This is a genomic window from Chelativorans xinjiangensis (assembly GCF_009812055.1).
Taxonomy (GTDB): Bacteria; Pseudomonadota; Alphaproteobacteria; order Rhizobiales; family Rhizobiaceae; genus Chelativorans; species Chelativorans xinjiangense.
Genome location: NZ_WQNH01000054.1, coordinates 1 through 26,300 on the forward strand (window position 1 = coordinate 1; position 26,300 = coordinate 26,300).

Sequence of the window (26,300 nt, forward strand, 5' to 3'; positions counted from 1 at the left end):
GGGCAATGTCCTCGAGACCAACGACACCGCGCTCGACGGGCAGGACTATATAGTCGACCCCAACGGCCAGGTGGTGGCCCAACCGCCGGCAGCGAAGTGCGAGACCTTCCTGCTTTGCGACAAGGTGGGAACGTCTTCGACCCCATTCATCCGCAGGATCTGCAAGGATGCCACCGGCACCACCCAGCCGCCCGAGGACACCGATCTGGACGGCGCTGCGTACCTGGTTCAGGGTGAAGTTGGAACCTGCGAGAACGGCACCGACCTTGAGATAAAGGTCATGTGCGACGGCGGGACGACCAGCTTCCTGCGCTGGTACGTGGCGCAGGGCGGGCAGCCGACGGGTCAGTTCTTCGACACCGACCTCGACGGCGTGGCCTACACCCCGGATCCCGCGGCGGTGAGCACCGGCCAATGTCCGCAGGATGCGGAATGCGCGCCGACGCCGACGACGCAGCTTCTCTACGACATCCGTGCCGACGGCACGGTTGTGCCGTTCCTGCGGCATATGGTGGTGGATTGCGAGGGCAATGTCCTCGAGACCAACGACACCGCGCTCGACGGGCAGGACTATATAGTCGACCCCAACGGCCAGGTGGTGGCCCAACCGCCGCTGCCGATGGCCGAGTGCACGCCAAATCCGGATGAGACTTCGGTTGCAGCCAGTTGCGGCGCCGGTGAGCCGGTGGATGTCGCGGTTCTGGAAACCCGCGGGGCGAACACGGATGCCCGTGTCGAGCAAGATGCGAGCGGCGATCAGGTCTGCAGTGGCCGATGGACCACCAGCCCTGCGCCGCAGGCGCCCGGCTTCCCGATCAACGAGTCGTTCAGGTATGCCGGGTTCGATACGGGCGATGCCAACTGGACGCTGCAGGGCGAGGCTGTTCTGACCGCTGGAATCAGCGACAATCCAGATCCGGCCGGGGAGGGCCGGTTGAAGTTGTCCAACCCCTGGGGCCACAGCAACGGCGCGGCGATCTACATTCCCGTATTCTCCAATGCCGACAACATCGTCACCGAGGTGTCGTGGGCGAGCCATGGCACCAGCCAAGCTGGTGACGGCTGGATGCAATTCTTCTCCGATGGCTCTCAGCCGCCCCAGGACAATCCCCTTGGCGGGGGTGGCAATCTCGGCCTTTTCAACATCGACTATCCGTTTATCGCAGTCGTACTTGATGAATATGGTGGTTCGGGAGGCGAGGGCGGGTCTCACCTGGCTAACAGTTTGCGCATCAAGGCCTGCTTCGAGCCAGGTGGGCCCACGCCGCCGGAGAACAGCTACCGGGATATTCACACAGTCTTGCTGCCAAATTCTATCGGCAATCGTCCGCGTGGAGACGAGCCGCGGTTGCGGACCTCGATCGTCACCGAGAACGGCGAGACGTTCATCTCCGCAGCGATCGACTGGAATGACGGAAACGGGTTCGTATCGTATATTTCCCGCTTCAACGTCACGGCAGAATGCGGTGGCTTGGTCGCGCCAGCAACGCTGCGGACCGGCTTTTCGGGCTCAAGCGGTGGTGCCTTCGGGTCCATTCACGAATTGAGTGATCTGAATATCCAGCAGGCCGGTGTGCAGTCGTGGCGGGCGCTGCAAATCAATGCAGATCCCCTGCCGGCCTGTGCGACGCAGGCAAAGGTGCGGGCCTGCGTGAATGCGATGATCACGCAGACGGACGCGACTGCGGCGAATGCGAGCCCGGAGCTGTTCTTCTGGCTGGTCAATGCAGCAACGCAGACGGTTATCTCGACAGCCGAGGCTTCGGCGGTTCCGCCGGACGGGATACCTCGGACGCTATGTGTCGACGAAACAGTGAATGCCGCGGATTTGCCCAATCTCCGGCTCTATGTCGGCGCGGACCGGCGCGACCAGGCGGGAGGTTATAGCACCGAATGGCAGGGCCTCAACGTCGAGGTGACGGCGCTGTGCCCTGTGGCGCCGCAAAAGACCATCGCGATCTCCGCTCCCTGCCCGATCCCGGTCGACCCCGGCTGCGCGCCGACACCGACGACCCAACTGCTCTACGACATCCGTGCCAGCGGCACGGTTTTGCCGTTCCTTCGGCATACGGTGGTGGACTGCGAGGGCAATGTTCTCGAGACCAACGACACCGCGCTCGATGGGCAGGACTATATAGTCGACCCCAACGGCCAGGTGGTGCCCCAGCCGCCGGCGGAGGAGCCGTGTGCCGCTACGGTGCACGCCCACGAGATGCGCGACCTGAGAGCCGATGTCGAGCCCAACGAAGAGGGGCAGCGCTGTGCGGTGCCGTTCTTCCGCAACTATGTCTATGACTGTGAAGGCAACTTCGTACGGCACTACGACACGGATGCCGAAGGACAACCATATACGCCGATCGCGGTCGCCGACACCACTGATGGCATACCGTCCCTAGTGGAGCTTGAATGGCCACAGACGAATGTCATCGCTGACCCGGATGGCCAGGAGGGACACGATTACATCTATATCGTGACCAATCCCAGGACGAATGAAGAAGCACGGATCAAGTTCAACACTGTAACGGCCCCGGGTGGGAGCACTCCTTGCGGCGCCAGTTGGGAACCCGGGCAGAGGGTGTCGGTGAACGCGCCGCTCGGCCAGGAAAATCCCGCAAGCCGATTCACTTTCACGCTCGACGAAGTGGCGCAGCGCATGACGAGCCTGCGCCTCGACTTTATCGACATCGACCCTTGGGAGGGCGTGCGGGGCCTCGATCCGGTGCCAGACCGCGTGGAGTTCATCGACGGCGAAGGCGTATGGGTGCCAGGGACCGGTGACATCGATGCTCTCGTCCAGAACGTCACGGCACATGCCTACTACGACAATCCGCCGGCCACCATTACACACCTCTACCGCAATGCGGGCGGCGGCTTCGCCTGCCATGCCGCTACCTTCCAGGGGCTTACCTACGCTGCCGGCCCCTACTGCAATTGCGGCTGCCCCGGCGGCGGCGGCGGATCCGATTGCGTGACGGCGACGACGCAGGTGCTTTGCGATGTGCTGCCCGCCACCACTGTCACCCCGTATACATTTGACTTCATCACGAACAACGAAGGGATAACGTCCACGCCTGTGACGCAGGCCACCGCGCCCAATGGGGTGGTATATTCGATCAACCAAGGCACATGGTTTAGCCCCAGTACCAACGCCACCCCGGGCCTCTTTCTCATGGGCGACGAGTCCAATACGCACCAGTGGACCTTCCACAACGGGCCCGTCGATCTGGAATTCGATGTTCGCGAGGTGGAATTTGGGAATGAGTCCAAATATCTGCAGTTTCCGGAGGGCACGGAAGCGGTGCAGGTGACGCAGCCGCTTGTTCACTGGGACCCTACCACGTACCGGCTATACCGCGGACCCGGCACCGGGGCCGATCTCAGGCGTCCCAACCGGTTCCGGCTTCGGAATGTCACAAGCCTTGCCTTCACGCCAAGTGCCGGCGGCACGCTGAACGACTGGTCGATGATGAGCGTGACGGTGGCGCCGGTGGTCGACAGGGCCGCGCCCGTACAGTTCCTGCGGCATATCTCCACCGATTGCGATGGGAATGTACTTTCCGTGACGGACTTGACGCTGGACGGCAGCAGCGAGTACCAGCCGGAGGGGCAGGTTCAGCTCTGCAGCGATTGTGTGACGACCACGCAGGTGCTTTGCGATGTACTGCCCACGCCTGCTGTCCGCCCGTATACATTCGATTTTGCCACGAACGATGAAGGGATAACCTCCACGCCCGTGACGGAGGCCACCGCTCCCAACGGGGTGATATATTCGATCAACCAGGGCACGTGGTTTGGCCCAGCAACCGTCACCCCAGGCCTCTTTCTCTTGGGCGACGAGACCAATCACCACGTGTGGCACTTCCACAACGGGCCGGTCGATCTGGAATTCGATATTCGCGAGATCGAGTTTGGGGTGGATCCCAAATACCTGCATTTTCAGGTGGGCACGGAAATGCTGGAGGTGACGCAGCCGCTTGTTTTCTGGGACGCTACCACGCACCGGCTGCACCGCGAACCTGGCAGCGGGGCCGACATCAAACGTGCCAACCGGTTCCGGCTTCGGAATATCATAAGCCTTGACCTCTCTCCAAGCCCCGGCACCACGCTGAACGGCTGGGCGATGGTCGGACTCACCGTGACACCGGCGGTCAACACCCCCGATCCCGTGCAGTTCCTGCGGCACACCACGCTCGATTGCGGTGGAAACGTTCTTTCTACCGCAGATGTGTGGCTGGACGGCGCCCCGTACCATCCACGCGGTCAGGTCCAGTTCTGCGATTGAGGGGCAAGGGCCAGCGCGCCGCACGGCGCCGTTCCTTATCGCGGGACGAGACGTGCGGCTTAGCGTTGATGGCCATCGCGGGGCGTTCGCCTGACAGGTGGACGCCCCCGTTCAAGCCAGCAGGGAACCGATGCCGGCCGCCCCGGCGAGCCGCGCACAGGCAACTTTTCCTGAAACGAGAGTCATCGCCGGGCCGACGACAGGCGGCCCGGCTCATCGATCATTCTTAGCTGAAAGGAGCAAGAGGAAATGGCAACGGCCCTCCGTGTATATGAAGGCATTCTTCCCGGCGACAAAACCCGCAGCGCCCCGTGTGCGGGCGGCGTGTCGCCGCTCGGGGTCACGGTTCGGGGCGCGCCTAGCGCCTTCCGCGGGATTTCCGCGCATCTTGCTGCGCGCGTGCCGTGAGCCGTCATTTCCCGGTGACCGATCCGTTCCGTTTCCGGCCCGAGCATCGGCCGGGGGCGGATGGAGAAGAGGACTGGGCGGATAACCGCCTCTCCAACTTCATGGCATGGGCGGCCGCGCATGCGCTGCCCCGCTGGTGCGCCGTCGAAAGCCATTGGACGGTGCGCATGACCGAGCTTCTGTGGGCAGATTGCCCGTGTTGTCTCGGGTTTCGTTTCATGACGATCGGTGCGGCGGGCGGGTTTGCGCTCGGGCTGCTGATCGGGATCTTCGTGAACTAACCAGGAAAGGAATCTCACATGGGTTGCGGATGCGGAAAACGTTTTGCGGTGAATGCGATGCGGGCCGGTATCGTGCCGCCGCTGTCCAATTCGGCGAAGAACGACGGGCAGTCCATCAATGATCAGGCGCCCGACGCGCGTTCTCAGAATTTGAGGCAACCTGCAACGGAGGCCGATGCCAGGAAGGGAGTGCCCAAGCCCGCATGACGCGCGCCGGGCACCGGCGTGGCCGTGCAGGGCTGAAGCGCGCGGCCCGCTGGCGCCGACCCCGATCTAATCCGATAGGAACCGCATATGGCTTGGAATTGGCCCTGGGCACGAATCCCGGGGGAGAAGGAAGTTGCCGTCGAGCGCAAGCAGGCGGCAGGCTACGGCTTCGTGGCACTTCACCGGGAGGGTGAGGCCCTGTGGACGCGGCGCGACTATGCCTCGCTGGCACGCGAGGGGTTCATGCGCAATCCCGTCGCCCACAGGGCGGTGCGGCTGATCGCGGAAGCCGCTGCGGCGGTGCCGTGGCTGGCATATGAGGGGGAGGCGGAGCTTGACCGGCATCCGCTGCTCGATCTTCTGGCTCGGCCGAACCACGGCCAGGCGGGGACGACGTTTATGGAGGTGCTTTACGGGCACTTGGTCCTTTCCGGCAACGCCTATGTGGAGCTTGTCGAGGCGGCAACGGGTGCGCGCGAAATGCACTTGCTGCGGCCGGACAGGGTGACGGTGGTCGCCGACAGCGCCGGTTGGCCGGTGGCGCTGGAGCACCGGGCGGGGAGCGTCAAGCGGCGGGTCTCGCTGGAGGAGGAAGGAGCGGGGCTGCATCTGACGCTCTTTCATCCGCTCGACGACCACTACGGGTTCGCGCCGCTGGCGGCCGCCCTGCAGGCGCTCGACATCCACAATGCGGCGGCGCGGTGGAACAAGGCGCTCCTGGACAACTCGGCACGGCCTTCCGGCGCGCTGGTCTATGCGTCGAAGGAGGGGGCGAACCTTTCCCACGAGCAGTTCGACCGGCTGAAGGCGGAACTGGAGCAGGGTTACTCCGGGGCGGCGAAGGCCGGGCGGCCGCTGCTGCTCGAAGGGGGGCTCGATTGGAAGGCGATGAGCCTTTCCCCACGCGACATGGACTTCATGGAGGCCAGGAACGGCGCTGCGCGCGACATCGCCCTGGCGCTCGGCGTGCCGCCGATGCTTTTGGGCATTCCCGGCGACAACACCTACGCGAACTACCAGGAGGCGAACCGGGCCTTCTATCGACTGACCGTGCTGCCGCTGGTCGGAAGGATCGCCAAGGAGCTGGGCGGGTTCCTCGCGCTCCGCTTCGGCGGCGATGTGCGGCTGTGGTTCGACGCCGACCAGGTGGAGGGGCTTTCGGCCGAGCGCGAGGCGCTGTGGGCGCGGGTGAGCGAGGCGAGTTTCCTGAGCGACGACGAGAAGCGCGAGGCCGTGGGGTACGGCGCCGTGGGCGGTTGAGCGTGCGGGCAAGGGAGTTCGTGGGGCTGGGATGACGAAATGAAGGATCAAGGGATGATCGGACTGAGCGAGGCGGCCTGGCTGTGGGTGGCCAAGGCCGGAGGGGCGATTGCCGGATCGGCGATCTCCCTCGCCTATCTGCTGCCCACAGGGCGGCGGGAGGCGGCGATCCGCTTCGCCGTCGGCGTGGTCTGCGGCGTTATCTTCGGCAGCGCGGCGGGGCTGAAGATCGCCACCGAACTGGGGCTCGCCAGCAAGCTGGCGCCGGGCGAGGTGGTGCTGATGGGCTCGGCGGCGGCGAGCTTGTGTGCCTGGAGCGCCATCGGCTTCGTAATGCGGCTTTTTGCGAACGCCGCGAGGCGGCGGGAAGCGAGGGACGCGCGATGAGCATCTCTATCGGGGCGGACGAGCGCAAATATGCGGGGCTCGACGTGGAACAGGTGGAGCGCGACGGGTCGTTCTCCGGCTATGCGAGCCTGTTCGGGCGGGTGGATCTGGGCCGCGACGTGGTGGAGCGGGGGGCGTTTGCCGAATCCCTCGAGAAGCGCGGGGCGGGCGGGATCAGGATGCTGTTCCAGCACGATCCGAACCAGCCGATCGGGGCCTGGAAGGAGATCCGCGAGGACGCGCGGGGATTGTTCGTGCGCGGCAAGCTTGCTGCTGGCGTGACCAAGGCGCGCGAGGTGCTGGAGCTGATGCGCGACGGGGCGCTGGACGGGCTGTCCATCGGGTTTCGCACGGTGCGGGCCGTTAGCGAGCCGCGGACCGGGATCAGACGCATCAAAAAGGCGGACCTTTGGGAGATTTCCGTGGTGACGTTTCCCATGCTGCCGGAGGCGCGGGTGGAGGCGGTGAAGGATTTCACCGGCCTTCCGAGCCCACGCGAATTCGAACGTTGGCTGACGCGGGATGCGGGGCTGACGCGGAGCGAGGCCAAGACGGTGATTGCGCGCGGCTTCGCCCATCTCCTGCGCGAGCGGGACGCCGCGCCGGGAACGCCGGAGCGCCTGGCGGCGACCATCCGCCGGGCGGCCAGACTTTTTCACCAACGAGGATCGGAAAATGACTGAGACGAACAAGGGCGTCCTGGAAGTGAAGTCGGCAGGGCCGGCTGGCGACGTGACCGGCGCCTTCGAGGACTTCATGACCTCCTTCGAGGCCTTCAGGGAGGCAAACGACGAGCGGCTGGCCGAGATCGAGCGGCGCTCCGCCGCCGACCCGGTGACGAGCGAGAAGGTCGACCGCATCTCGCAGGCGCTCGACGAGCACAAGAAGGTGCTGGACCGGGTTGTTCTGAAGCGGGCGCGGCCGGCGCTCGGGCAGCGCGATGCCATCGGCGCGCTTGAGCATCTGGAGCACAAGCAGGGCTTCGAGAACTACATCCGCACCGGCGACGAGCGGCAGCTGCGCGCACTGGAGGAGAAGGCTATGTCCTATGGCTCGGGCCAGGACGGCGGCTATCTGGTGCCGGAGGAGACGGAGGCGATGATCGGCAGGAGGCTCGCCGAGATTTCGCCGATCCGCTCGATCGCTTCCGTGCGGAAGGTGTCCACGGCGGTGCTGAAGAAGCCGTTTGCCGTCACCGGGCCGGCGACGGGCTGGGTGGGCGAGACGGCGCCTCGGCCGGAGACCGCGTCGAGCACGTTGGATGAGCTTTCCTTCCCGACAGCCGAACTCTACGCCATGCCGGCGGCGACCGCCGCCCTTCTGGAGGACAGCGTGGTCGATCTCGACGCGTGGATCGCAGGCGAGATCGAGACGGCGTTCGCCGAGCAGGAGGGGGCGGCATTCGTCAACGGCGACGGGACGAACAAGCCGCGCGGCTTCCTCGATTATCCGCAGGTCGCCGACGATGCATGGAGCTGGGGGAACGTCGGCTATCTGGCGACGGGCGCAGCGAATGGGCTGCCGACGGTGGCGCCCTCGGACAAGCTCATCGACCTGATCTATGCGTTGAAGGCGGGCTACCGCCAGAACGCGGATTGGGTGATGAACCGCAAGACCCAGGCTGCGCTGCGCAAACTGAAGGACGGTGACGGCAATTACCTGTGGCAGCCGCCGGCTGCCCCCGGCAACCGGGCGATGCTGGCCGGCTTTCCCGTGGTGGAGGCCGAAGAGATGCCGGACATCGCGGCGGGCGCGACGCCGATCGCCTTCGGCGACTTCGGGCGCGGTTATCTGGTGGTCGACCGCACGGGCGTGCGGGTTCTGCGCGATCCCTATTCGGCGAAGCCCTACGTGCTGTTCTACACGACCAAGCGCGTGGGCGGGGGCATCCAGAACTTCGAGGCGATCAAGCTGCTGAAGGTGGAAATCTAGGCGGTGATGCAGGTGGGCGCTCCTGCCTGTGGCGCGCGTCATCCCGGCCGAGCGAAGCGAGAGCCGGGATCCATTCCGTGACGTCGAAGTTCCGGAATGGGTCCCGGACAACCTCCGCTTTGCTCCGGTTTCCGGGATGACGGCGCCCGAGCGGTGAGTTGCCCTCGACGGCCCCGGTTTCCTCCCGCCGGGGCCGTCATCCATTCGATCATCCTGAAGAGAGACATTCCATGACGCTGTTTCGAACGGTCGAGCCGGCCGCCGAGCCGGTCTCGCTTGTAGAGGCGAAGGCGCATTTGCGCATTGCCCACGACAGCGAGGACGGGCTGATTTCCGGGCTTATCCGCGCCGCGCGCGAAGAGGTGGAGCGGGTGGCAGGCCTGGCACTGATCGACCAGGCCTGGCGGCTGGTGCTCGACCGGTGGCCACAGGGCGGGATCGTGCTTCTCAGGCGCACGCCGGTGCGGGAGGTGTTGTCGGTGACCGTGTTCGACGGCGACGGGGCAGCGACGGTGCTGGCGCCGGAAGACCATCAGCTCGACGCCGTGTCTTCTCCGGCGCGACTCCATCTCGAGGAACGGCCGGCGCCGGGGCTGGCGCTGAACGGGATCGAGATCGATTTTTCGGCAGGTTTCGGCGAGGCGGGGACGGACGTTCCGGATCTTCTGAAGCGGGCGATGCTGATCCTGATGGCGCATTGGTACGAGTTCCGAGGTGCTTTCGGCGCCGATGGCCAACCGGTGTCCATTCCCGACGAATATCGGCGACTGATCGCCGCTTGGCAGGGGCCGAGGCTTTGATGGGCGTCATGTTTATCGATCCGGGGCGGCTGCGCACCGAGCTGGTGCTGGAGGCAGCGGTGACGGCTGCGGACGGCGCCGGCGGGCACACGGAAAGCTGGCAGGAGGTGGCGACGGTGTTCGCCCATGTCGAGCCGGTGGGCGCGGCAAGCCGCTTCGGCGCAGGGCAGGCGCATGAAGAGGTGACGCACCGGGTGACGCTGCGTTTTCGCGACGACGTGGCAAGTGGCATGCGTTTCGTGAAGGAGGGGCGGGTGCTGGCGATCGTCACGGTGCGGGATGCGGACGAGACGGGGCGCTATCTCGTCTGCCGCGTACAGGAGGAAGGGCGATGAAGGTGGCGATGCGGCTGACGCTGGACGGGCTGGTGCGGGCCATGCGGACGAAAGTGCACACGGTGGCGGGCACTGTTGAGAGCGGGGCACGGCCGGAGGCCGGAAGGGCGGTGCGGATGCGCCGCGAAGCGCTCCGGCGGGGGAATACGCGCAGGCGGGGAGGAAGGCATGAGCGCAGCGACACTTGATCTGCAGGAGGCGGTATTCGCCGCGCTCACGAACGACGCGGCACTGGTGGCCGCGTTTGGCGGGGCGCGGTTTCATGACCTGACGCCGGCGGGGCTTGCCTTTCCTTACGTCACCTTCGGTCGGGCGACAGCCTATGACTGGAGCACTGGAACGGAGGAGGGGAGCGAGCATTTCTTCACACTCAATATGTGGTCGAAGAGGAAGGGGCGGCGGGAGGTGTTGGCGCTGATGGAGCTGGTGCGCGGCGCGCTGCATGAAAAGGAGTTGGGGTTGGCGGGGCATCGGCTCGTCAACCTTCGGCTGGAGTCCTCGGAGGTCAGGTACGACGAGGATCTTGGGGCCTATCACGGGGCGTTGCATTTTCGGGCGGTGGTGGAGGCATAGCTCTCCGGGCCGCCCTTGAGAGCATTTCACTTACATCGAAGGAGACCCATGGATGGGTGCGCAGAAGGGGAAGGACCTGCTCCTCAAGCTGGATCAGGACGGGCAGGGAAATTTCGTCACAGTGGCGGGACTGCGGACGAAGAGGCTCGCCTTCAACAGCGAGACGGTCGACATCACCGATGCGGATTCGGTGGGCAGGTGGCGGGAGCTGCTTGCCGGCAGCGGTGTGCAGCGGGCCTCCATCAGCGGGTCGGGGATCTTCAAGGACGCACAATCGGACGCGATGATCAGAGGGCGGTTCTTTGCCGGCGAGATTGCGGCCTGGCAGTTTGCCATTCCTGATTTCGGCACTGTTTCGGGAGGCTTCCAGATTACCGCGCTCGAGTATTCGGGCAGTCACGACGGGGAGGTCACGTTCGAGATCGCACTGGAATCGGCGGGGCCGGTGAGCTTCGCGGTGGCGCCATGAGCGTGAACAGGCGGCGCGGCGAGGTAGCGGCCAGGCTCGACGGACGCGAGTACCGGCTGTGCCTGACGCTGGGCGCGCTGGCGGAGCTGGAGGCGGCGTTCGAGGCCGAGGATCTGAACCGGCTGGTGGAGCGGTTTTCGAGCGGCCGGCTTTCGGCACGGGATATGGCGGCGGTGATCGCCGCAGGTTTGCGCGGCGGTGGCCACGAGGTGAGCGACGAGGACGTGCGGGCCATGCGCTGCGAGGGAGGCGCGGCGGGCTTTGCCGCGCTTGTCGGAGAATTGCTCTCCGTGACGTTCGGGGCGGGGGCGCCGGAGAGCGGTCAGGGCGAAAACCCTTAGACGCCGCAGCGGGAGCAAGGAGGACGCCCTTTCCCTGGCGGGAGGTGATGGGGACGGCCTTCGGCCTGCTGCGGCTGTCGCCGGCCGCCTTCTGGGCGATGACGCCACTTGAATTCAACGCCGCACTGGAGGCGCTGGGGCTTGCGCGAGGGCAAGCGCCTGGGCGGACGGAGCTTTACCGGCTGATGCGGCTTTTCCCAGACAATCAGGAGAAATGGGATGGCGGATGAGGTGCGGGTGCCGATCGTTGCCGATACGGCTCCGTTCGAAGCGGCACTGGAGAACCTGACAGGGCTTTCGGAGAACTTCGGGACGCAACTGACGGGAGCGCTGAAGGGCGCGGTGGTGAGTGGCAAGTCGCTGGAGGACGTGCTGCGCAAGATCGGGCTCAATCTGGCAGGCATGGCGCTGGAGCAGGGTCTGCGACCGTTGCAGAACCTGGCGGGCGGGCTGCTCAGCGGGCTTCTTGGCGGGGTCGGCGGTGTGCTGCCTTTTGCCAAGGGCGGGGTCGTGCCCTTTGCGGGCGGGGGTGTGGTTTCGGCGCCGACCTATTTTCCGGCCGGGCGGAATATCGGGCTGATGGGGGAGGCGGGGGCGGAGGCGATCTTGCCCCTGCAGAGGACAGCGGACGGGCGGCTCGGCGTGGCGTCGGGCGGCGGCGCGGCGGCGCCGAACATCGTGTTCAACGTGACGACGCAGGATGCGGCCTCCTTCCGCAAGTCGGAGGCACAGGTCGTGGGAATGCTGACGCGGGCGGTCTCGCGGGGGACGCGGGGGTTGTGAGGCGGGTGAGTTCGGCCGTGGATTCTCGGGCCAAGCTTGAGGATCCACGGCCAAGGGATTCAAATCGTACGGAAAAAAACAGCCCCTTAAAAATGCATATCCAAAGTGATGGCAGGAGCCAATGCAGAGCTTTCACGACGTCCGCTTTCCGCTCGGCGTCTCTTTTGGCGCAACCGGCGGGCCGGAGCGGCGCAACGAGATCGTGCAGCTTTCCTCGGGGCGGGAGAAGCGCAACGCGCGGATGAGCCGCTCGCGCCGGCATTACGACGCAGGAACGGGAGTGCGGTCGATCGAGGACCTGTACGCGGTGCTGGGGTTCTTCGAAGCGCGGCGGGGGTCGCTGCATGCCTTTCGGTTCCGCGATCCGTTCGATTGGAAGTCGTGCGGTCCGCAGGAGGCGCCTTCCGCGTTCGATCAGGTGGTTGGCGTGGGCGACGGGGTGCGAGAGCGGTTTCGCCTGGTGAAGACCTATGGAGAGGGGGCGGACGCTTATGAGCGGATGATCGCCAGGCCGGTGGCCGGGAGCGTCCTGGTCGCCGTGGCGGGGGAGCCGAAGGGGATCTCAGCCGACTATTCCATCGATGCGGAGACGGGGGAGGTGGTCTTCGTTGCCGGGGCCGTTCCGGCGGACGGCGAGGAAGTGACAGCGGGGTACGAATTCGACGTTCCGGTGCGCTTCGACATCGAACGGCTGTCGGCGAGCGTGACGACGTTCAGAGCGGGACAGATCCCGTCCATTCCACTGGTAGAGGTTTTGTGATGCACGTACCGGCGGCTCTTGCGGCGCATCTGGAGGGTGAGGTGACGACGCTCTGCCATTGCTGGCGGCTGACGCGCGCTGACGGCACCGTGATGGGCTTTACCGATCATGACCGGGAGATCGTCTGCGACGGCACGGTGTTCATGCCGGAGACGGGGCTTTCGGCGAGCGAGGCGCGGCGTTCCTTGGGGTTGGCGGTGGACACCGTGGATGTGGAGGGGGCGCTGTCGGCGTTGGATATCGAGGAGGCCGACATCCTGGCGGGCCTCTATGACGGGGCAACGGTGGAGACGCTGCTGGTCAATTGGCAGGACGCCGGGCAATTCGCGTGGCTGCGGCGGGCGGTGATCGGGCAGATCGCCCGCCGCGACGGGCGGTTCGTGGCTGAGCTGGAGAGCCCCGAGCGGGCGCTGGACCAGACCAACGGGCGCACCGTGCGGCGGAGCTGCGATGCGGAGCTGGGGGACGAACGGTGCGGGGTCGATCTCGATGCGGGGGGATTCAAGGGCAACGGTGTTCTGGAGGAGGTGAAAAGCAACAACATCATTGTCTCCGGGCTCGATGCGTTTGAGACGGGCTGGTTCACGAATGGGATCGTGACATGGACGTCTGGCGCGAGCGCCGGGCGCCGCGAGCGCGTGGCGGCGCATCGCAAGGGGGTGGACGGCGTGGTGCTCGACCTTTGGCGGGACGCGGCGGCGGCGGTGGCGCCGGGGGATGCGCTGACGGTCGTCGCGGGCTGCGACAAGCTGTTTTCGACCTGCAAGGCGAAATTTGCCAACAGCGCGAATTTCCGCGGCTTTCCGCATCTGCCGGGGGATGACGCTGCCTATAGCTACGTCACCGAGGAACAGACGTTCGACGGCGGCCCGTTGGTGGAATGAGCAGAGCGGAAAGGGCTGCCTTGGAAGAGGCGGCGGTGGCCGAGGCGTTATCCTGGGTGGGCACACCCTATCGGCACCAGGCAAGCCGCAAGGGGATTGCCTGCGACTGCCTCGGTCTGGTGCGCGGGGTCTGGCGGGCGCTCTACGGGGCGGAGCCAGAGGCCACCGGCCCCTACAGCATGGATTGGGCGGAGACCGGGGGCGGGGAGCGGCTTTTTGCGGCTGCCCGACGGCATTTCGTGGAATGCGCGGATGGTGGACTGGCGGCGGGGCGGGTGGTGCTTTTCCGTTGGCGGCCGCATCTGCCGGCCAAGCATGCGGGCATTCTGGTGGCGGTGGATGCTTTCGTCCATGCCTATGAAGGGCAGGCAGTGGTGGTGTCTCAACTCGTGCCGCAGTGGCGACGGCGGATCGCCGGCGTGTTCGCGTTTCCTGCAACGGGAGAGAGATAGGCCAGATGGCGACAATCGTTCTGCAGGCTGCCGGCGCCTTTCTGGGCGGGGTGCTGGGGCCGGTCGGCTCGGCGATCGGCTCGGCGGCGGGAGCCATGGCAGGCTACGTGATCGACCGTGCGATCATCGACTCGACCAAGCGCTACGAAGGGCCGCGGCTCTCGGCGGCGCGGCCGCTGACGGCGGAGGAAGGAGCGCCGCTGCCTCGGGTCTACGGCACCGCACGTGTGGGCGGGACGCTGATCTGGGCGACGCGCTTCGAGGAGAGGAGAAGGACGGAGCGGCAGGGCGGGAAAGGGGGACCGAAGGTCACGACCTATTCCTATTTCGCCAACGCGGCCTTTGCGCTGTGCGAGGGCGAGATCGCGGGCGTGCGGCGGGTATGGGCCGATGGTCAGGAGGTCGACCGCGACCGGGTGGAGATCCGGGTCTATCCGGGTTCGCAAGACCAGCCGGTGGACCCGCTGATCGAGGCGAAGCAGGGCGCTGGGAACGCGCCGGCCTATCGCGGCACGGCCTATCTGGTGATCGAGCGCTTTCCCATCGATGACTACGGGCGGCGCATTCCGCAGTTCCAGTTCGAGGTGATGCGGCCGGTGGACGAGCTCAACCGGCGCGTCCGGTCGGTGTCGCTGATACCGGGCGCGACCGAGTACGGCTTGTCGCCGACGTTGGTGAAGCAGACCGGCGATCCTGGCGAGACGCGGGCGGTGAACCGGCACAACCGGGCAGCGGCGACGGACTTCGAAGCCGCGCTCGACGAGCTGCAGGCACTGTGCCCAAACCTTGAGAGCGTGTCGCTGGTGGTGACGTGGTTCGGGACGGACCTGAATGCCGGGCACTGCACCATCCGGCCGATGGTGATGCATGCAAACCCGGCGGGACTGTCGCAGCCGTGGCGCGTTTCGGGCATCGACAGGGAGGAGGCACAGGTCGTCTCGCAGGTCGACGGGAAGGCCGCGTATGGCGGGACGCCCACGGACCGGTCGGTGATGGAGGCGATCGCCGCCATCAGGCAGCGCGGACTGAAGGTGGGGCTCTACCCCTTCATCATGATGGATGTGCCGGCGGGCAACGACCTGCCGGACCCCTATGGCGGCGCCGAGCAGGCGGCCTACCCATGGCGGGGGCGCATCACCTGCCATCCCGCCCCCGGCCAGCCGGGGACCGCCGACAAGACGGCCCTTGCACGGGTTCAGATCGAGGAGCTGGCGGGGCTGGCCGCGCCGGAGCAGTTTTCCCCGGAGGCGGGTTCGATCCGGTTCTCGGGCGATCCGGACGAATGGAGCTACCGGCGGCTTGTGCTGCACCATGCGCACCTGGCGGCCGCCGGCGGCGGGGTGGACACGTTTCTTCTCGGTTCGGAGATGCGTGGGCTGACGACGGTGCGTGATGGGGAGAACAGGTTCCCCTTTGTCGAAATCCTGCAAGAACTCGCGGGCCAGGTGCGCGGCGTTCTGGGAGCGGCGACGACGATCACCTACGGGGCGGACTGGAGCGAATACTTTGGGCATCAGCCGGCGGATGGGTCGGGGGACGTGTTCTTTCACCTGGACAGCCTGTGGGCGCATGCCGACGTCGATGCGGTGGGCATCGACAATTATATGCCGCTCTCCGATTGGCGGGATTCGGACGTGGGAGGGGGGAACCCCGACGGGTTTGCCGGGCCTTACGATCCTGAGGGGTTGCGCGCCGCGATCACCTCGGGCGAGGAGTTCGACTGGTATTATGCGAGTGAGGCGGATCGGGCGGCTAGGCTTCGCTCACCCATCGGCGACGGAGCTTATGGCAAGCACTGGGTGTTCCGTTGCAAGGATCTGGTGGGCTGGTGGTCGAACCGGCACTTCAACCGCATCGGAGGGGTCGAGGAAGCCGAGCCCACGGCCTGGGTGCCGCAGTCGAAGCCGTTCCACTTCACCGAACTCGGCTGCGCGGCTGTCGACAAGGGTCCGAACCAGCCGAACGTGTTCCCCGACCGGAAGTCTTCGGAGAACGTGCTCCCGCACTTCTCCAACGGCGGGCGCTCTGACTTGGCGCAGCAGCGGTTTCTGGCCGCTCATTACGCGCATTGGGTGGATGGCGGAGCGGCGTCAAACCCGATCTCGACAGTCTATGACGGTCCGATGGTGGATGTCGGCGCGATCAGTCTATGGGCGTGGGATGCGCGGCCGTTTCCGGCCTTTCCGACTTATGCAGGAGTCTGGGGCGACGGGGAGAACTGGGCGCACGGGCACTGGCTGAACGGCCGGCTGAGCGGCGTTTCGGTGGGTGCGCTGATCGAGGCGATCCTTGCCGATCACGGGCTTCCGGCCGCCGATGCGGCGCGGGCGGACGGGACGGTGGCAGGCTATGTCGTCACCGATCCGACGACGGCACGCGCGGCCATCGAGCCGGTGGCGACACTGTTCGGCATTGGCGCGCGCGACGGCGAGGAGGGGTTGATGTTCGCCACCGAAGGAGCGGGGGCGGGCGAAACGCTTCTCCTCGATGAACTGGTGGTGGAGGAGGAGCGTGAGATGGTGGAGCGGGTGCGCATGCCGGATCATGCGTTGCCGGCGCTCGCCCAACTCGATTTCCGCAACCCGCTGAACGATTACCAGTCGGCAACGGCGGCGGCGAATTATGCAGGCGCGAAGGGGAGCGGAACGAGCTTCGTCAGTTTCCCCGGCGTTCTTTCCGCCGACGAGGCGAACGGGCTGGTGCGCGACCTCTTGCGCCGCAGCTGGGACGGGCGCGAGCGCCTGGCGTTTTCCGTGCCTTTGACGGAGCAGCGGCTGGAGGTGGGAAGCGTGTTCCGGCTGCCGGATGCGCCGCAGGGGCCGGATTATCTGGCGACGGAAATCGAGGATGGGCTGGCGCGGCTGGTCAGGGCGCGGCGCATCGTGCGTGTGGCGGCGGCACCCGCCTCCGGGGCCGGCATTCCCCGGCGCGAGGCCGGGGAGGGCTTCGCGCCGGGTCGCCCGCACGCGCTCTTTCTCGACTTGCCGATGCGCACGGGCGAGGATGCGCCGCAGGATCAGTTGCGGCTCGCCCTGCGAGCCAAGCCCTGGCGCAGTCAAGCGGTGCTGGCTTCGCCGGAGGAGACGGGATTTGCCTTGCGCTCGACCGTCGGTCTCAGAGCGATGATCGGCGCGCTTGTCGCGGCGCTGCCCGGCGGGGCGGCGGAAGGAAGGCGTGACCGGGCGACGACGGTGACGGTGCGGCTTTATGACGGCGAGTTGCAGAGTTTGTCGCGTCTTCAGATGCTGAATGGTGGGAATGCGGCGGCCGTCCGTTCGCTGGCGGGGGAATGGGAGATCCTTCAGTTCGACACTGCGGAGGAGATCGCGCCCTCGGTATGGCGGCTTGCCGGCTTGCTGCGCGGCCAACTCGGAACCAACGATGCAATGGCGGCGGGCGCTGCGGAGGGAGCATCCTTCGTGCTTCTCGACGAGGCGGTGGCGCCGGCCGGGCTCAAGGCCGGGGAGATCGGCCTCGATCTCAACTGGCGGGTGGGGCCGGCGGGGTTCGACCCATCGGAAGAGAATTTCCTGCTTGAGCGCGTTACCGGCGGCGTGCGGGCATTGCTCCCGCCGTCGCCGGTGCATCTCAAGGGGCGGATCGAACGCGGCGACCTTTCCCTGTCCTGGGTGCGGCGCGGGCGCGTCGATGCCGATGGCTGGCTGGGTGCCGATATCCCTCTCGGTGAGGCACAGGAGCGATACCGCGTCGAGATCGCGCCAGTGGGTGGTGCCGCCATACGCAGCGCCGACACAGCCAGCCCCCAATGGACCTACACGGCGGCCATGGCCGCGGCGGATTTCGCCGAACCGCCGCCGGCGGTCGACGTGACGGTGCGCCAACTGAGCGCGGCAATCGGTGCCGGCATAGCCGTGCGGCGGACGGTCGCAATGGCGTGAGGAAGCGAGGATCAGCTGGAAAGGAGTTGCTATGAACGAAACGAAGCCTTGGTATCTGTCGCGCACCATCTGGGCGTCCGTGGTGACCGTCATCGCCGGTATGGGCGGTCTCTTGGGGATACCCGTTGAGGAGGTCGACAATCAGGCGCTGGTGGAGACGCTGCTGCAGGCGATCACCGCCATATCCGGCCTGCTGGCGATTTTCGGCCGACTGGCGGCCGACCGCCGCATCAACTGATGCTTGGAGCCGCATGCGCGGGGACTTTCCCGCGCATGCCGCCCGAAATTGCAGCCTTGGCATCGGCGCGCTTTCATTGTTCATTCTCCGTTCAGCCCTGGTGAGCTAGACACGGCAGCATGAAACAGCTTCGCTCCATATACTTTCTGACCGCATCGGCCGCGCTGGCGGTGACACTCGTTGCCACGGGTGCGTCCGGCCAAGAGCAGGTCGGGAAGCCGATGCTGCTCGCCCAGGGCGCGGATTGCTATGCCGTCGGCCAGCGGATCGCTGCCGAACAGGGCGGTACACTGGCGAAAGCCTCAGAGGAATCGCGCGGCGGTCAAACCGTCTGCAGGATCGTGGTCCTGGTGCCCGGCAAGGACGGCGGAAGGCCGCGGCGCGCTGAGTTCACCGTTCCGGCGCAATAAAAATCAGGGGTGATGTTTCCGGCGGATCGGCTATCCTGCTTCACCGATTTCCTGTCTGGAGCGAGCGACCATGCGCATACTCGTTGTCGAGGACGACAAGGACCTGAACCGGCAGATCTGCAGTGCGCTGGAGGACGCCGGCTATGTGGTGGACCGCGCCTTCGATGGCGAGGAGGGGCATTTCCTAGGTGATACGGAGCCCTATGACGCCGCGGTGCTCGACATCGGCCTGCCGCAGATGGATGGCATCAGCGTGCTGGAACGCTGGCGCCAGGACGGGCGCAAGATGCCCGTGCTCATCCTGACGGCGCGTGACCGCTGGAGCGACAAGGTCTCCGGCATCGACGCGGGCGCCGACGACTACGTAACAAAGCCCTTCCATATGGAAGAAGTCCTGGCGCGCCTGCGCGCGCTCATCCGCCGCGCGGCGGGGCATGCTTCGCCGGAGCTTTTCTGCGGACCGCTGAGGCTCGATACCAAGGCCTCGAAGGCGGATGTGGACGGGGTGCCGCTGAAGCTGACGTCGCACGAGTACCGGATGCTCGCCTATCTCATGCATCACAAGGGCTCGGTGGTCTCGCGCACCGAACTGGTCGAGCATTTGTACGATCAGGATTTCGACCGTGATTCCAACACGATAGAAGTGTTTGTGGGACGTCTACGTAAGAAACTGGGTTCGGACCTCATCGAGACCGTGCGGGGAATGGGCTACCGCCTGCGCGAGCCGAATGCCTGAACAGGCTGCGCGAAGGGTGAAATCGCCTCCGGTGGCGTTTTTGTCGCGGCTTCGGCGGCTGCCGCGCATGGTGACTTTTCGTGTCGTCGCCTTCTCCTCCATTTGGGCCGTCATCGCGCTGGTGGTCATCGCCACTGTGATCTCGACGTTGTTCCGGCAGGTCAGCAACCGCGGCTTCGAGGAGGTTCTTTCCGCCCATCTTTTCAACCTGATCGCCTCGGTGAGCGCGTCTGAGGCGGGCAGCCTGGTGGGCAGCCCTAACCTCGGGGACCTGCGCTTTTCCGAACCGCTGTCGGGCTGGTACTGGTCCGTCGAGCCGGCGTCCGAGGCGCTGCGCAATCCGCTGCGCTCACCGTCGCTGGTGGGGACCGTGCCTTCGCCGGCGCAGAACGTCGTGCCCTTCAACCGCGAATTTCAGCGCAGCTATCTGGCGAAGGGACCGGGTGGGGATGATATCCAGGTGCTGGAAGCGGAGATCGTGCTCGACGAGGCCGACCGCATTGCCCGCTTCCGCGTCATGGGCAACCGCAGCCAACTGGAGCGGGAGATCGCCGATTTCGCGCGACAGCTCTTTGTCTATCTGGCCATCTTCGGGCTCGGCATGGTGGCGATCAACGCCTTCGCTATCCTGATTGCGCTCAGGCCGCTGCAGGGTATCCGCCGGGCGCTCGCAAATATCCGTGCCGGCACGGCGGAGCGGCTCTCCGGGCCTTTCCCCGGGGAGATCGCACCGCTGGCGGATGAAACCAATGCGCTGATCGAGAGCAACCGCCGCATCATCGAGCGCTCGCGCAAGCAGGTGGGCAATCTCGCTCATTCGCTGAAGACGCCGCTGGCGGTGTTGATGAACGAGGGCCGCGCTATGGGCGGTGGACAGGGAACGCTGATTTCCACCCAGGCTTCGGCCATGCAGCAGCAGATCGACCACTATCTCCTGCGCGCCCGCGCTGCCGCCCAGCGCAGCGCACTCGCCCAGCGCAGCCCGGTGAACGAGACGCTGGAGCGTATGGTGCGGGTAGCGGAGAAGCTCAACCCGGAGAAAAAGCTGACGGTTCGCCTGCCGGAAGAGGCCGTGGTGTTCGCCGGCGAGCGGGAGGACCTGGAGGAGATCACCGGCAACCTCCTGGAAAACGCGATGAAATGGGCACGCGGCAGCGTCACGCTATCGCTCCATCCGCCGCAGGAGGAGGGCGAAGAGCGCAGCTTCCGCATCGTCGTCGAGGATGACGGACCGGGGATACCGGAAGACCAGGCGCGGCAGGCGCTGAAGCGGGGAAGGCGGCTGGATGAAACCAAGCCGGGAACCGGGCTCGGCCTGGCGATTGTCGCCGATCTGGTGGAGGAGTACGGCGGCGGGCTCTCGCTCGAGCGCTCGCAGCTTGGCGGCTTGAGAGCGGAAGTGACGCTTTTGAGCGCGTGAGGCTAGTGGTGCGATCCTGACAGATGGTACCCATCTGTCAGGGCAAATCGCCCCACCAGATTAATAGCTTGTGGTCTTCTCTATTCGGCGTGTTGAGGTCAAGCGCTTTTGAGCTTTCCACTGCAGCGGTATTTGACGTCATTCGCGGGGCCGCGCTTCTCTTCGGGATCGGCTCTTTGGCCCTCCCAGCATGGGATCAGTAGAATGAGGCAGCCCAATCTGACTCGCGTTCTGATCGCGATGGCGCGAACGGCACAAGACCCCAAGCGAGCTTACCTCATCCATCGTCCCGCGAAGGACGTCTCTCCACCGGCAGGCGGAACTTTATCGTCTCCTTCCCGGCAGTCCGTTCAAATGGCTGCGGGCATGCTTTCCCTTGTCCAGCGGAATTCGGTGCCATCGCTCCACATGCGATGCATGATCACGGCCAGCCGGCGTGCGAGTGCGACGATTGCCTTTTGCCGTCCGCGCCGCTTGGCGACGTTCATCGCCCAGGCTTTCAGCCAGGACCATTTCTTCACTCGACTCAACATGACCTGGGCCGCTTCATAAAGCAGGGCCCGCATCATGTCGTCGCCGCACAGGGACACGCGGCCGACGCGATGGCTTTCCCCGGATTGGTTGAGCACCGGGGTCAATCCCAGCGCCGGACCGACGGCGCGAGAGTTACTGAAGCGAGCCGGAACATCGATGGTGCTGGTGAAGGCTAGCGAGGTGACAGGACCAACGCCGGGAATCGTCATCAATCGTCGGCAGGTCTCGTCATCACGGACGATCGATAGCAGCTTGCCGTGGAGCTCCATGAATGTCTCTCGCAGCTTTTGCCGCGCCGCCAGCAAAGGCTTCATAATCTCGCCGAGGTCCGGCATGCCATCAACAAGCTCGCGGATGCGATCGTCGAACCCAACCGTTCCAATGATGCCGACCTTGAGTCCGAAATTGCGCAGCAGTCCGCGGATATCGTTCTCGATGGCGATGGCTTTTTCCTGCAGCAGCTTGCGCGCGGTCAGCAGGGCACGGCGACGCTGGCTCGCCAACGTCTTGACATGTACGGGCCGGAACAGATTGACCCGCATCATCTGCGCGATGCCGCGCGCATCGTTGCGGTCGGTCTTGTTCACCTGCGCTTTCAGGAATGCTTTCGCATGCCGGGTTTCTATGCAAATCGCCGGTAAACCGGCTTCCGCCAATCCGCTGAACAGCCATTGCGACAAAGGCCCGGCTTCGAGCCCGATCCGAACGAGACGCCACTCGGGATTTTTCAAAGCCTGGACGAGATCTTCCGGGTGGCTGAGGACTTTGATCTCGCGGCAGATCGCGCCCGTTTCGTCCACGATACACACCGATGTCTCTTTCACCGAGAGTAGAGTAGGCGGCAAGCGCCGCGCCGCCTTTCAGCGACCGGTTTCTCACCGCCTCTCCCCGAACCGGGCATGCGCCTTTCGTTACGCACCCGGCTCTCCAGAAGACATGGCAAAGTCAGGCGTTTCCATCCATGCGAGACGAAAGCGGCAGACGGGGGTCCAAGCGAGCATATATTGCTCGGTAAGTCCCTCGCGCCAAAGCCGTCTCGTCGACCGGCGGCCGCTGGGCTGACATGAGGCCCAGATGTCGTGCGACCCTGCTTTGGGGCGCTTCCTACGCAACCACCGCGCTATGCGCATGCCAGTGTACCAGTCGAGACTGGTGAACACCCGGCCAGCATAGGCACAGTAGCGGTAATAGTTCGCCCACCCACGCAGGATGGGATTGAGCTCCTGAAGCTTGGCGGCCAGACTGTACCGGGCAGAACTCGTTCCGGTGCGTGCTTTGACCTTTCGACGCAGGTCGGCGGCCTTTGCCTTGGGGATCTCGACGCGCGGGCCGTAGCCGTAGCGTTTGTCCCAGTGCATGACAAAGCGGAATCCGAGGAACTCGAACCCGTCCGTCATGGCCGTGACCTTCGTCTTTTCCGGCGACAACTCGAGGCCCGTGGACTGGCGCAGGTGTTCCGCCAACGCGGTCTTTTCCGCGATGGCATCCTCCCGTGTGCCAGACACCAGCACTACGAAGTCATCGGCATAGCGCACAGGCAGGAACACACAGCGACCGGCCATGCGATCCCAGTAGCGCGCTCTGCCTGCCGCGGTCCTTCCGTCACATTGACGATCGGCATGGGCCTTGGTGCGCTGATACACCCACCGTTCGTACCGCTCTTCGATCGCGCTGAGTGCGATGTTGGCGAGCAGCGGTGAGATGATCCCGCCCTGCGGGGTCCCGGCCTCCGTACGAAGGAATTGGTCCTCCGTCAGCACGCCGGCCTTCAGGAACTGCCCGATCAGCCTCACGACCCGACGATCCGCCACGCGCTTGCGCAGCCTCTCCAAGAGGTGATGATGACTGATGTTATCGAAACAGCCCTTGATGTCGCCCTCGATGACCCATGGATACGGCATCCGGCTCCGCCGGGTGTCCCTGTCGCGCTTATGCGGAAGGGCAGCCCGTCGGATATACTCCAAGGCGCCATGCGTGCTCCGTCCGGGCCTGAACCCGTAGGAGACATGCCAGAACTGCGCCTCGAAGATTGGCTCCAGAAGTGTCTTGATCGCGCCTTGAACGACACGATCTTTGATCGTGGGAATGCCCAGGGGTCGGAGTTGCCCTGGTTTACCGGCTTTGGGGATGAGCTTGCGCCGCGCAGGACTTGGCCGATATGCGCCAGAGCGCAATTCGGCCTGAATCCCTTCGAGAAAGCGTTGCTCACCGATCCCATTCCGGATGCGATCCACGGTCACCCCGTCGATCCCGGCTGTGCGTCCGCCTCGGTTGGAGGCTACGCGCTGCCAGGCGTGACGCAGCACGCGCAGGTCGGTGACCCAACCCCACATGTCCCGCCACGCGTCTTCGGGATTTGCCTTACTCCACTGATAGAGTTTGCGCTGAACGCTGAGTACCCAGGCCTCGTCGGTCTGATGATCCATGTCCACAGATCACTCCTCCGTCATGCAAGTCTACCGTCTCCTGCTTCCCTTCGCCCTGTGCACGGCTTTCCCGCGCTCCGACTACTACGAAAGCTCCGCCCTCGGTGTCGTCCGTCTCCGGCCGTCGCGGCGAGCCCAGTTCCGTACTGGGCAGACGATCCGAGTTCCCGTGTTCCGATTTCCAACCTTCATGCCCGTAGGCGGTGAGCTTTACCCCAGGCGATGCGGAAGACGGGGCCATGAGAGCCTCCCCGTCTCGGACGCGCTAAGCGCGCCCCCCAGTGGGGATAGACGAGCCCCACCGCGTCTGATCGCTTCTTACCTCCCACGCCATCGCGCGACTTGGAGGCTTTACCGGTTGAATCCGAGGCTTCCAACGCTCACTTCGTTATCTCGCCATAGACACTATGGTAGCCCGGCCTGCGGTCGATGGTCCGCACCCGGTACAGTTCAGGCCAATCTGCTTATGACACCCAACCGGCGACGCCCGGTCGAGCTTCTCGGCCCCCTTCCGCCCGCTGCTCCTGCAGGCAGGGCGGCATTGCAGCCGCCGGTCGAAAATCAGCAAGCTTGAGAGGTGGCTATTTCATGTGCACCTCCCGCGCCGTCACGGCGCACCGTCGAGACCGATATACTGTTCCATGGCTGTCCTCCGTTCGATGCCTGGGCCCGGTGTCAATCGTGAGCCCGTTGTTTCATCCTATCGGGGGACAGCCAGCCGGCTAGATGTTCCGAACATCACCGCCACATCGAAGGTGGCCACCGCTCCCGCGATTACATCATGTTCGTTCTTCGGCCCCAAACGGGACCTTCACTGTCTGGTACCACCGGTAGAGATAGACAGTGGAAAACGATCATTCCTGGGGCGTTAGGACGTAGCGGTGCTGGGTGATCATTTCGCCTCGCGGATGCGAAAATCGCAGAACGGTATCGAGGGAACGAAAGCCTAGCTTGGTAAGTATCTGCCCAGATGCCGGGTTATCGTGGGCATGCCCTGCTTTGACCTTCAACAAGGCAATATCTCGGAACGCAAACCGAGTGACAGCTTGTGCGGCTTCGAAGGAATAGCCGCGCCCCCAAGCAACACGATCGAACCAATAGCCCAAGGTTCCCTCGTGATCGACAATGCCGTCGATATCGACAACGCTGATCATCTCTTCGTTAAGCTCCACCGCAAATCGGTATGCCTCGCCTGCTCGCCATTCGTCTTGGTGACCCACGAACCACCTGTGGTTCGCATCTCGATCAGGAGGAAATAACGTCATGCGCAGCATGCGCGTCACCTCTCAGGATCGATTGAATTTCGAAAGCCCGTTGTTCGTCCCTGCCGACTGTCGGTCGGAGGACAAGGCGATTGGTTTTCAAAGACCGGGGAGAAACGGGAGTCGTGTCCCTTACTACAGCAAGTTCGATAGTGGTTTTGTGTCAAAATGGGGTCATTGACCCAATGCCTTGTTTGTCCGCACGGCAGTCAAAGAGGCATCGCGCCAAGGTTCGCCAACGTTCCGACCACACGCTGTGCGGCCTTTGACGATGAAATTTCAGCCAGTAGGTTCACATCTCGGACTGCAGACCATTTCCACTGCGCTGGCTAATGTATGGGGTGCAATAGATGGCAACGTGCGAGAGGATCCTGCTGCGGCCGCCTGAGCTCGACGGTCGAGGTGTTGAGGTATTTCTTGTTGAGCCGACTGTCACGCACGCTCGCGGCCTAATTCTGTTCGTCCATGGCCATCAGGAGGGAACGAGGATCGGCGGGCGTGACATGGCCGACACCGGAGTTCTGAAACGGATTGCAACAACGCTCAACTATGTGCGGCATCACTTTCACAGCCCGGCTACGGCGCATCTGACGGGCCATCCGATTTTTGTGGACCGACAACTCAGCAGGCCATTCACGCGGTCCTCCTGTATCTGCGTTCGATACCAAACGTCGATCGTGAAAAGGTGGTTCTTTACGGCGTCAGCAGAGGCGCGACAGCCTCGGCCATGGTAGCGGCGGAAGATTCGGATCTCAGAGCGGTTGTACTCGTCGCCGGAATTTACGATCTCGCTGCTACCTATTAGGCAACCCTGCCAGGAATACGTCGGAGCATTGAAAGGGAAGCCGGGACCAGTGTGCGTGCCTTCGCAGAACGGTCACCGATATATCATGCGGAGAATATCCGGGCGGAAACCCTGATCCTGCATGGCAGGCTTGATGATCGCGTGCCTGTGCGCCAAGCGGAGATGTTCGCGGCCGCAGTACGGCGTGGCGGGGCGGTCACATCGCTCAAGCTGTTCGATTGCGGGCACAACATACCTTTGCCCCAGCGACGAGAGACTCTTCGCCCACTCTACGATCGGGTCTTCTCCTGAGCGAATTCAGCCTGAGGCAAAATCCTGTTGGCGACGGACTGGCCTGCCCCCTGGAAAGTGGTCCTCCCTGAAGTAGGCTATTGAGCCGTAGAGAGGACGTTGGAATGCCCCAGAAGAAGCACAAG

Annotated in this window: 27 protein-coding genes; 24 read left to right on the top strand and 3 right to left on the bottom strand. The window is 64.8% G+C overall.

Translation table 11 applies throughout. The annotated features are described in order from the left end of the window. Positions 1-73 precede the first annotated feature (73 nt). From GM910_RS23235 to GM910_RS23340, 22 genes are all read left to right on the top strand, one after another. Positions 74-4,282: a hypothetical protein gene (locus tag GM910_RS23235; RefSeq protein ID WP_210253321.1), complete on the top strand. Its 4,209-nt coding sequence runs from the start codon at positions 74-76 to the stop codon at positions 4,280-4,282. 404 nt (positions 4,283-4,686) lie between these two features. Next, positions 4,687-4,971, top strand: coding sequence for a hypothetical protein (locus GM910_RS23240; protein WP_159592193.1), 285 nt, complete (start codon positions 4,687-4,689; stop codon positions 4,969-4,971). Between the two features lie 294 nt (positions 4,972-5,265). Beyond that, a complete protein-coding gene (locus GM910_RS23245; protein ID WP_159592196.1) occupies positions 5,266-6,438 on the top strand; it encodes a phage portal protein in 1,173 nt (390 codons plus the stop codon). Positions 6,439-6,477: 39 nt separating this feature from the next. Beyond that, positions 6,478-6,825 carry a DUF6107 family protein gene (locus GM910_RS23250; RefSeq protein ID WP_159592199.1) on the top strand — a complete coding sequence of 116 codons (348 nt, stop codon included), beginning with the start codon at positions 6,478-6,480 and terminating at the stop codon, positions 6,823-6,825. Continuing rightward, complete coding sequence (locus GM910_RS23255; RefSeq protein ID WP_159592202.1) at positions 6,822-7,508, top strand: HK97 family phage prohead protease; 687 nt, start codon at positions 6,822-6,824, stop codon at positions 7,506-7,508. The genes GM910_RS23250 and GM910_RS23255 overlap by 4 nt, the downstream gene beginning before the upstream one ends. Continuing rightward, positions 7,501-8,757 carry a phage major capsid protein gene (locus tag GM910_RS23260; protein WP_159592205.1) on the top strand — a complete coding sequence of 419 codons (1,257 nt, stop codon included), beginning with the start codon at positions 7,501-7,503 and terminating at the stop codon, positions 8,755-8,757. Before GM910_RS23255 ends, GM910_RS23260 begins: the two co-directional genes overlap by 8 nt. A 230-nt stretch (positions 8,758-8,987) precedes the next feature. Continuing rightward, the gene (locus GM910_RS23265) at positions 8,988-9,557 is read left to right on the top strand and encodes a head-tail connector protein (RefSeq protein ID WP_159592208.1); all 570 of its coding nucleotides are present in this window, start codon (positions 8,988-8,990) and stop codon (positions 9,555-9,557) included. Beyond that, positions 9,557-9,892 (top strand): phage head closure protein, encoded by a 336-nt coding sequence (locus GM910_RS23270; protein WP_159592211.1) that lies wholly within the window; start codon positions 9,557-9,559, stop codon positions 9,890-9,892. The genes GM910_RS23265 and GM910_RS23270 overlap by 1 nt, the downstream gene beginning before the upstream one ends. After that, entirely contained in the window at positions 9,889-10,080 is a 192-nt protein-coding gene (locus GM910_RS23275; protein WP_159592214.1) for a hypothetical protein, read from the top strand. The genes GM910_RS23270 and GM910_RS23275 overlap by 4 nt, the downstream gene beginning before the upstream one ends. After that, positions 10,061-10,465 (top strand): DUF3168 domain-containing protein, encoded by a 405-nt coding sequence (locus GM910_RS23280; RefSeq protein WP_159592217.1) that lies wholly within the window; start codon positions 10,061-10,063, stop codon positions 10,463-10,465. The genes GM910_RS23275 and GM910_RS23280 overlap by 20 nt, the downstream gene beginning before the upstream one ends. Positions 10,466-10,517: 52 nt before the next feature. Continuing rightward, positions 10,518-10,934 (top strand): phage major tail protein, TP901-1 family, encoded by a 417-nt coding sequence (locus GM910_RS23285; protein ID WP_159592220.1) that lies wholly within the window; start codon positions 10,518-10,520, stop codon positions 10,932-10,934. Next, positions 10,931-11,275, top strand: a complete 345-nt coding sequence (locus tag GM910_RS23290; RefSeq protein WP_159592223.1) for a gene transfer agent family protein — start codon at positions 10,931-10,933, stop codon at positions 11,273-11,275. Before GM910_RS23285 ends, GM910_RS23290 begins: the two co-directional genes overlap by 4 nt. Beyond that, positions 11,215-11,505 carry a phage tail assembly chaperone gene (locus GM910_RS27680; RefSeq protein WP_281354924.1) on the top strand — a complete coding sequence of 97 codons (291 nt, stop codon included), beginning with the start codon at positions 11,215-11,217 and terminating at the stop codon, positions 11,503-11,505. The genes GM910_RS23290 and GM910_RS27680 overlap by 61 nt, the downstream gene beginning before the upstream one ends. Continuing rightward, positions 11,495-12,058 (top strand): phage tail tape measure protein, encoded by a 564-nt coding sequence (locus GM910_RS23300; RefSeq protein WP_159592229.1) that lies wholly within the window; start codon positions 11,495-11,497, stop codon positions 12,056-12,058. Before GM910_RS27680 ends, GM910_RS23300 begins: the two co-directional genes overlap by 11 nt. A gap of 121 nt (positions 12,059-12,179) precedes the next feature. Further along, positions 12,180-12,818 (top strand): DUF2460 domain-containing protein, encoded by a 639-nt coding sequence (locus GM910_RS23305; protein WP_159592232.1) that lies wholly within the window; start codon positions 12,180-12,182, stop codon positions 12,816-12,818. Beyond that, complete coding sequence (locus tag GM910_RS23310; RefSeq protein ID WP_246226292.1) at positions 12,818-13,702, top strand: DUF2163 domain-containing protein; 885 nt, start codon at positions 12,818-12,820, stop codon at positions 13,700-13,702. The genes GM910_RS23305 and GM910_RS23310 overlap by 1 nt, the downstream gene beginning before the upstream one ends. Further along, positions 13,699-14,154, top strand: a complete 456-nt coding sequence (locus GM910_RS23315; RefSeq protein ID WP_159592238.1) for an NlpC/P60 family protein — start codon at positions 13,699-13,701, stop codon at positions 14,152-14,154. The genes GM910_RS23310 and GM910_RS23315 overlap by 4 nt, the downstream gene beginning before the upstream one ends. 5 nt (positions 14,155-14,159) lie before the next feature. Next, a complete protein-coding gene (locus GM910_RS23320) occupies positions 14,160-18,053 on the top strand; it encodes a baseplate multidomain protein megatron (RefSeq protein WP_159592241.1) in 3,894 nt (1,297 codons plus the stop codon). A 31-nt stretch (positions 18,054-18,084) separates the two neighbouring features. After that, positions 18,085-18,291 (top strand): hypothetical protein, encoded by a 207-nt coding sequence (locus GM910_RS23325; protein WP_159592244.1) that lies wholly within the window; start codon positions 18,085-18,087, stop codon positions 18,289-18,291. 119 nt (positions 18,292-18,410) lie between these two features. Continuing rightward, entirely contained in the window at positions 18,411-18,701 is a 291-nt protein-coding gene (locus GM910_RS23330) for a hypothetical protein (RefSeq protein ID WP_159592247.1), read from the top strand. A 70-nt stretch (positions 18,702-18,771) separates the two neighbouring features. After that, entirely contained in the window at positions 18,772-19,437 is a 666-nt protein-coding gene (locus GM910_RS23335) for a response regulator transcription factor (protein ID WP_159592250.1), read from the top strand. A 67-nt stretch (positions 19,438-19,504) separates the two neighbouring features. After that, entirely contained in the window at positions 19,505-20,857 is a 1,353-nt protein-coding gene (locus GM910_RS23340) for an ATP-binding protein (protein ID WP_246226294.1), read from the top strand. Between the two features lie 350 nt (positions 20,858-21,207). On the opposite strand, the gene GM910_RS23345 is transcribed toward GM910_RS23340, so the two are convergent. The 3 genes from GM910_RS23345 to GM910_RS23355 all read right to left on the bottom strand — a co-directional run bounded on the left by GM910_RS23345 (position 21,208) and on the right by GM910_RS23355 (position 25,091). Then, positions 21,208-22,236 (bottom strand): IS110 family RNA-guided transposase, encoded by a 1,029-nt coding sequence (locus tag GM910_RS23345; protein ID WP_159592256.1) that lies wholly within the window; start codon positions 22,234-22,236, stop codon positions 21,208-21,210. Positions 22,237-22,302: 66 nt separating this feature from the next. Next, positions 22,303-23,817 (bottom strand): group II intron reverse transcriptase/maturase, encoded by a 1,515-nt coding sequence (ltrA, locus tag GM910_RS23350; RefSeq protein ID WP_246226296.1) that lies wholly within the window; start codon positions 23,815-23,817, stop codon positions 22,303-22,305. Between the two features lie 854 nt (positions 23,818-24,671). Next, positions 24,672-25,091, bottom strand: a complete 420-nt coding sequence (locus GM910_RS23355) for a GNAT family N-acetyltransferase (protein ID WP_159592262.1) — start codon at positions 25,089-25,091, stop codon at positions 24,672-24,674. A gap of 619 nt (positions 25,092-25,710) precedes the next feature. Between GM910_RS23355 and GM910_RS27885 the strand changes: the two genes are divergently transcribed. Together GM910_RS27885 and GM910_RS27890 are read left to right on the top strand one after the other, a co-directional pair. Then, positions 25,711-25,884: an alpha/beta hydrolase family protein gene (locus GM910_RS27885; protein WP_425482721.1), complete on the top strand. Its 174-nt coding sequence runs from the start codon at positions 25,711-25,713 to the stop codon at positions 25,882-25,884. Between the two features lie 51 nt (positions 25,885-25,935). After that, positions 25,936-26,175: an alpha/beta hydrolase family protein gene (locus GM910_RS27890; protein ID WP_159592265.1), complete on the top strand. Its 240-nt coding sequence runs from the start codon at positions 25,936-25,938 to the stop codon at positions 26,173-26,175. Positions 26,176-26,300 lie beyond the last annotated feature (125 nt).

Excerpts from the sequence above, each read along its gene's own strand:
- GM910_RS23245 (WP_159592196.1), top strand. The coding sequence starts at position 5,266 with ATGGCTTGGAATTGGCCCTGGGCACGAATCCCGGGGGAGAAGGAAGTT.
- GM910_RS23250 (WP_159592199.1), top strand. The coding sequence starts at position 6,478 with ATGAAGGATCAAGGGATGATCGGACTGAGCGAGGCGGCCTGGCTGTGG.
- GM910_RS23255 (WP_159592202.1), top strand. The coding sequence starts at position 6,822 with ATGAGCATCTCTATCGGGGCGGACGAGCGCAAATATGCGGGGCTCGAC.
- GM910_RS23260 (WP_159592205.1), top strand. The coding sequence starts at position 7,501 with ATGACTGAGACGAACAAGGGCGTCCTGGAAGTGAAGTCGGCAGGGCCG.
- GM910_RS23265 (WP_159592208.1), top strand. The coding sequence starts at position 8,988 with ATGACGCTGTTTCGAACGGTCGAGCCGGCCGCCGAGCCGGTCTCGCTT.
- GM910_RS23270 (WP_159592211.1), top strand. The coding sequence starts at position 9,557 with ATGGGCGTCATGTTTATCGATCCGGGGCGGCTGCGCACCGAGCTGGTG.
- GM910_RS23275 (WP_159592214.1), top strand. The coding sequence starts at position 9,889 with ATGAAGGTGGCGATGCGGCTGACGCTGGACGGGCTGGTGCGGGCCATG.
- GM910_RS23280 (WP_159592217.1), top strand. The coding sequence starts at position 10,061 with ATGAGCGCAGCGACACTTGATCTGCAGGAGGCGGTATTCGCCGCGCTC.
- GM910_RS23285 (WP_159592220.1), top strand. The coding sequence starts at position 10,518 with ATGGGTGCGCAGAAGGGGAAGGACCTGCTCCTCAAGCTGGATCAGGAC.
- GM910_RS23290 (WP_159592223.1), top strand. The coding sequence starts at position 10,931 with ATGAGCGTGAACAGGCGGCGCGGCGAGGTAGCGGCCAGGCTCGACGGA.
- GM910_RS23300 (WP_159592229.1), top strand. The coding sequence starts at position 11,495 with ATGGCGGATGAGGTGCGGGTGCCGATCGTTGCCGATACGGCTCCGTTC.
- GM910_RS23305 (WP_159592232.1), top strand. The coding sequence starts at position 12,180 with ATGCAGAGCTTTCACGACGTCCGCTTTCCGCTCGGCGTCTCTTTTGGC.
- GM910_RS23310 (WP_246226292.1), top strand. The coding sequence starts at position 12,818 with ATGCACGTACCGGCGGCTCTTGCGGCGCATCTGGAGGGTGAGGTGACG.
- GM910_RS23315 (WP_159592238.1), top strand. The coding sequence starts at position 13,699 with ATGAGCAGAGCGGAAAGGGCTGCCTTGGAAGAGGCGGCGGTGGCCGAG.
- GM910_RS23320 (WP_159592241.1), top strand. The coding sequence starts at position 14,160 with ATGGCGACAATCGTTCTGCAGGCTGCCGGCGCCTTTCTGGGCGGGGTG.
- GM910_RS23325 (WP_159592244.1), top strand. The coding sequence starts at position 18,085 with ATGAACGAAACGAAGCCTTGGTATCTGTCGCGCACCATCTGGGCGTCC.
- GM910_RS23330 (WP_159592247.1), top strand. The coding sequence starts at position 18,411 with ATGAAACAGCTTCGCTCCATATACTTTCTGACCGCATCGGCCGCGCTG.
- GM910_RS23335 (WP_159592250.1), top strand. The coding sequence starts at position 18,772 with ATGCGCATACTCGTTGTCGAGGACGACAAGGACCTGAACCGGCAGATC.
- GM910_RS23340 (WP_246226294.1), top strand. The coding sequence starts at position 19,505 with ATGGTGACTTTTCGTGTCGTCGCCTTCTCCTCCATTTGGGCCGTCATC.
- ltrA (WP_246226296.1), bottom strand. The coding sequence starts at position 23,817 with ATGGATCATCAGACCGACGAGGCCTGGGTACTCAGCGTTCAGCGCAAA.
- GM910_RS23355 (WP_159592262.1), bottom strand. The coding sequence starts at position 25,091 with ATGCTGCGCATGACGTTATTTCCTCCTGATCGAGATGCGAACCACAGG.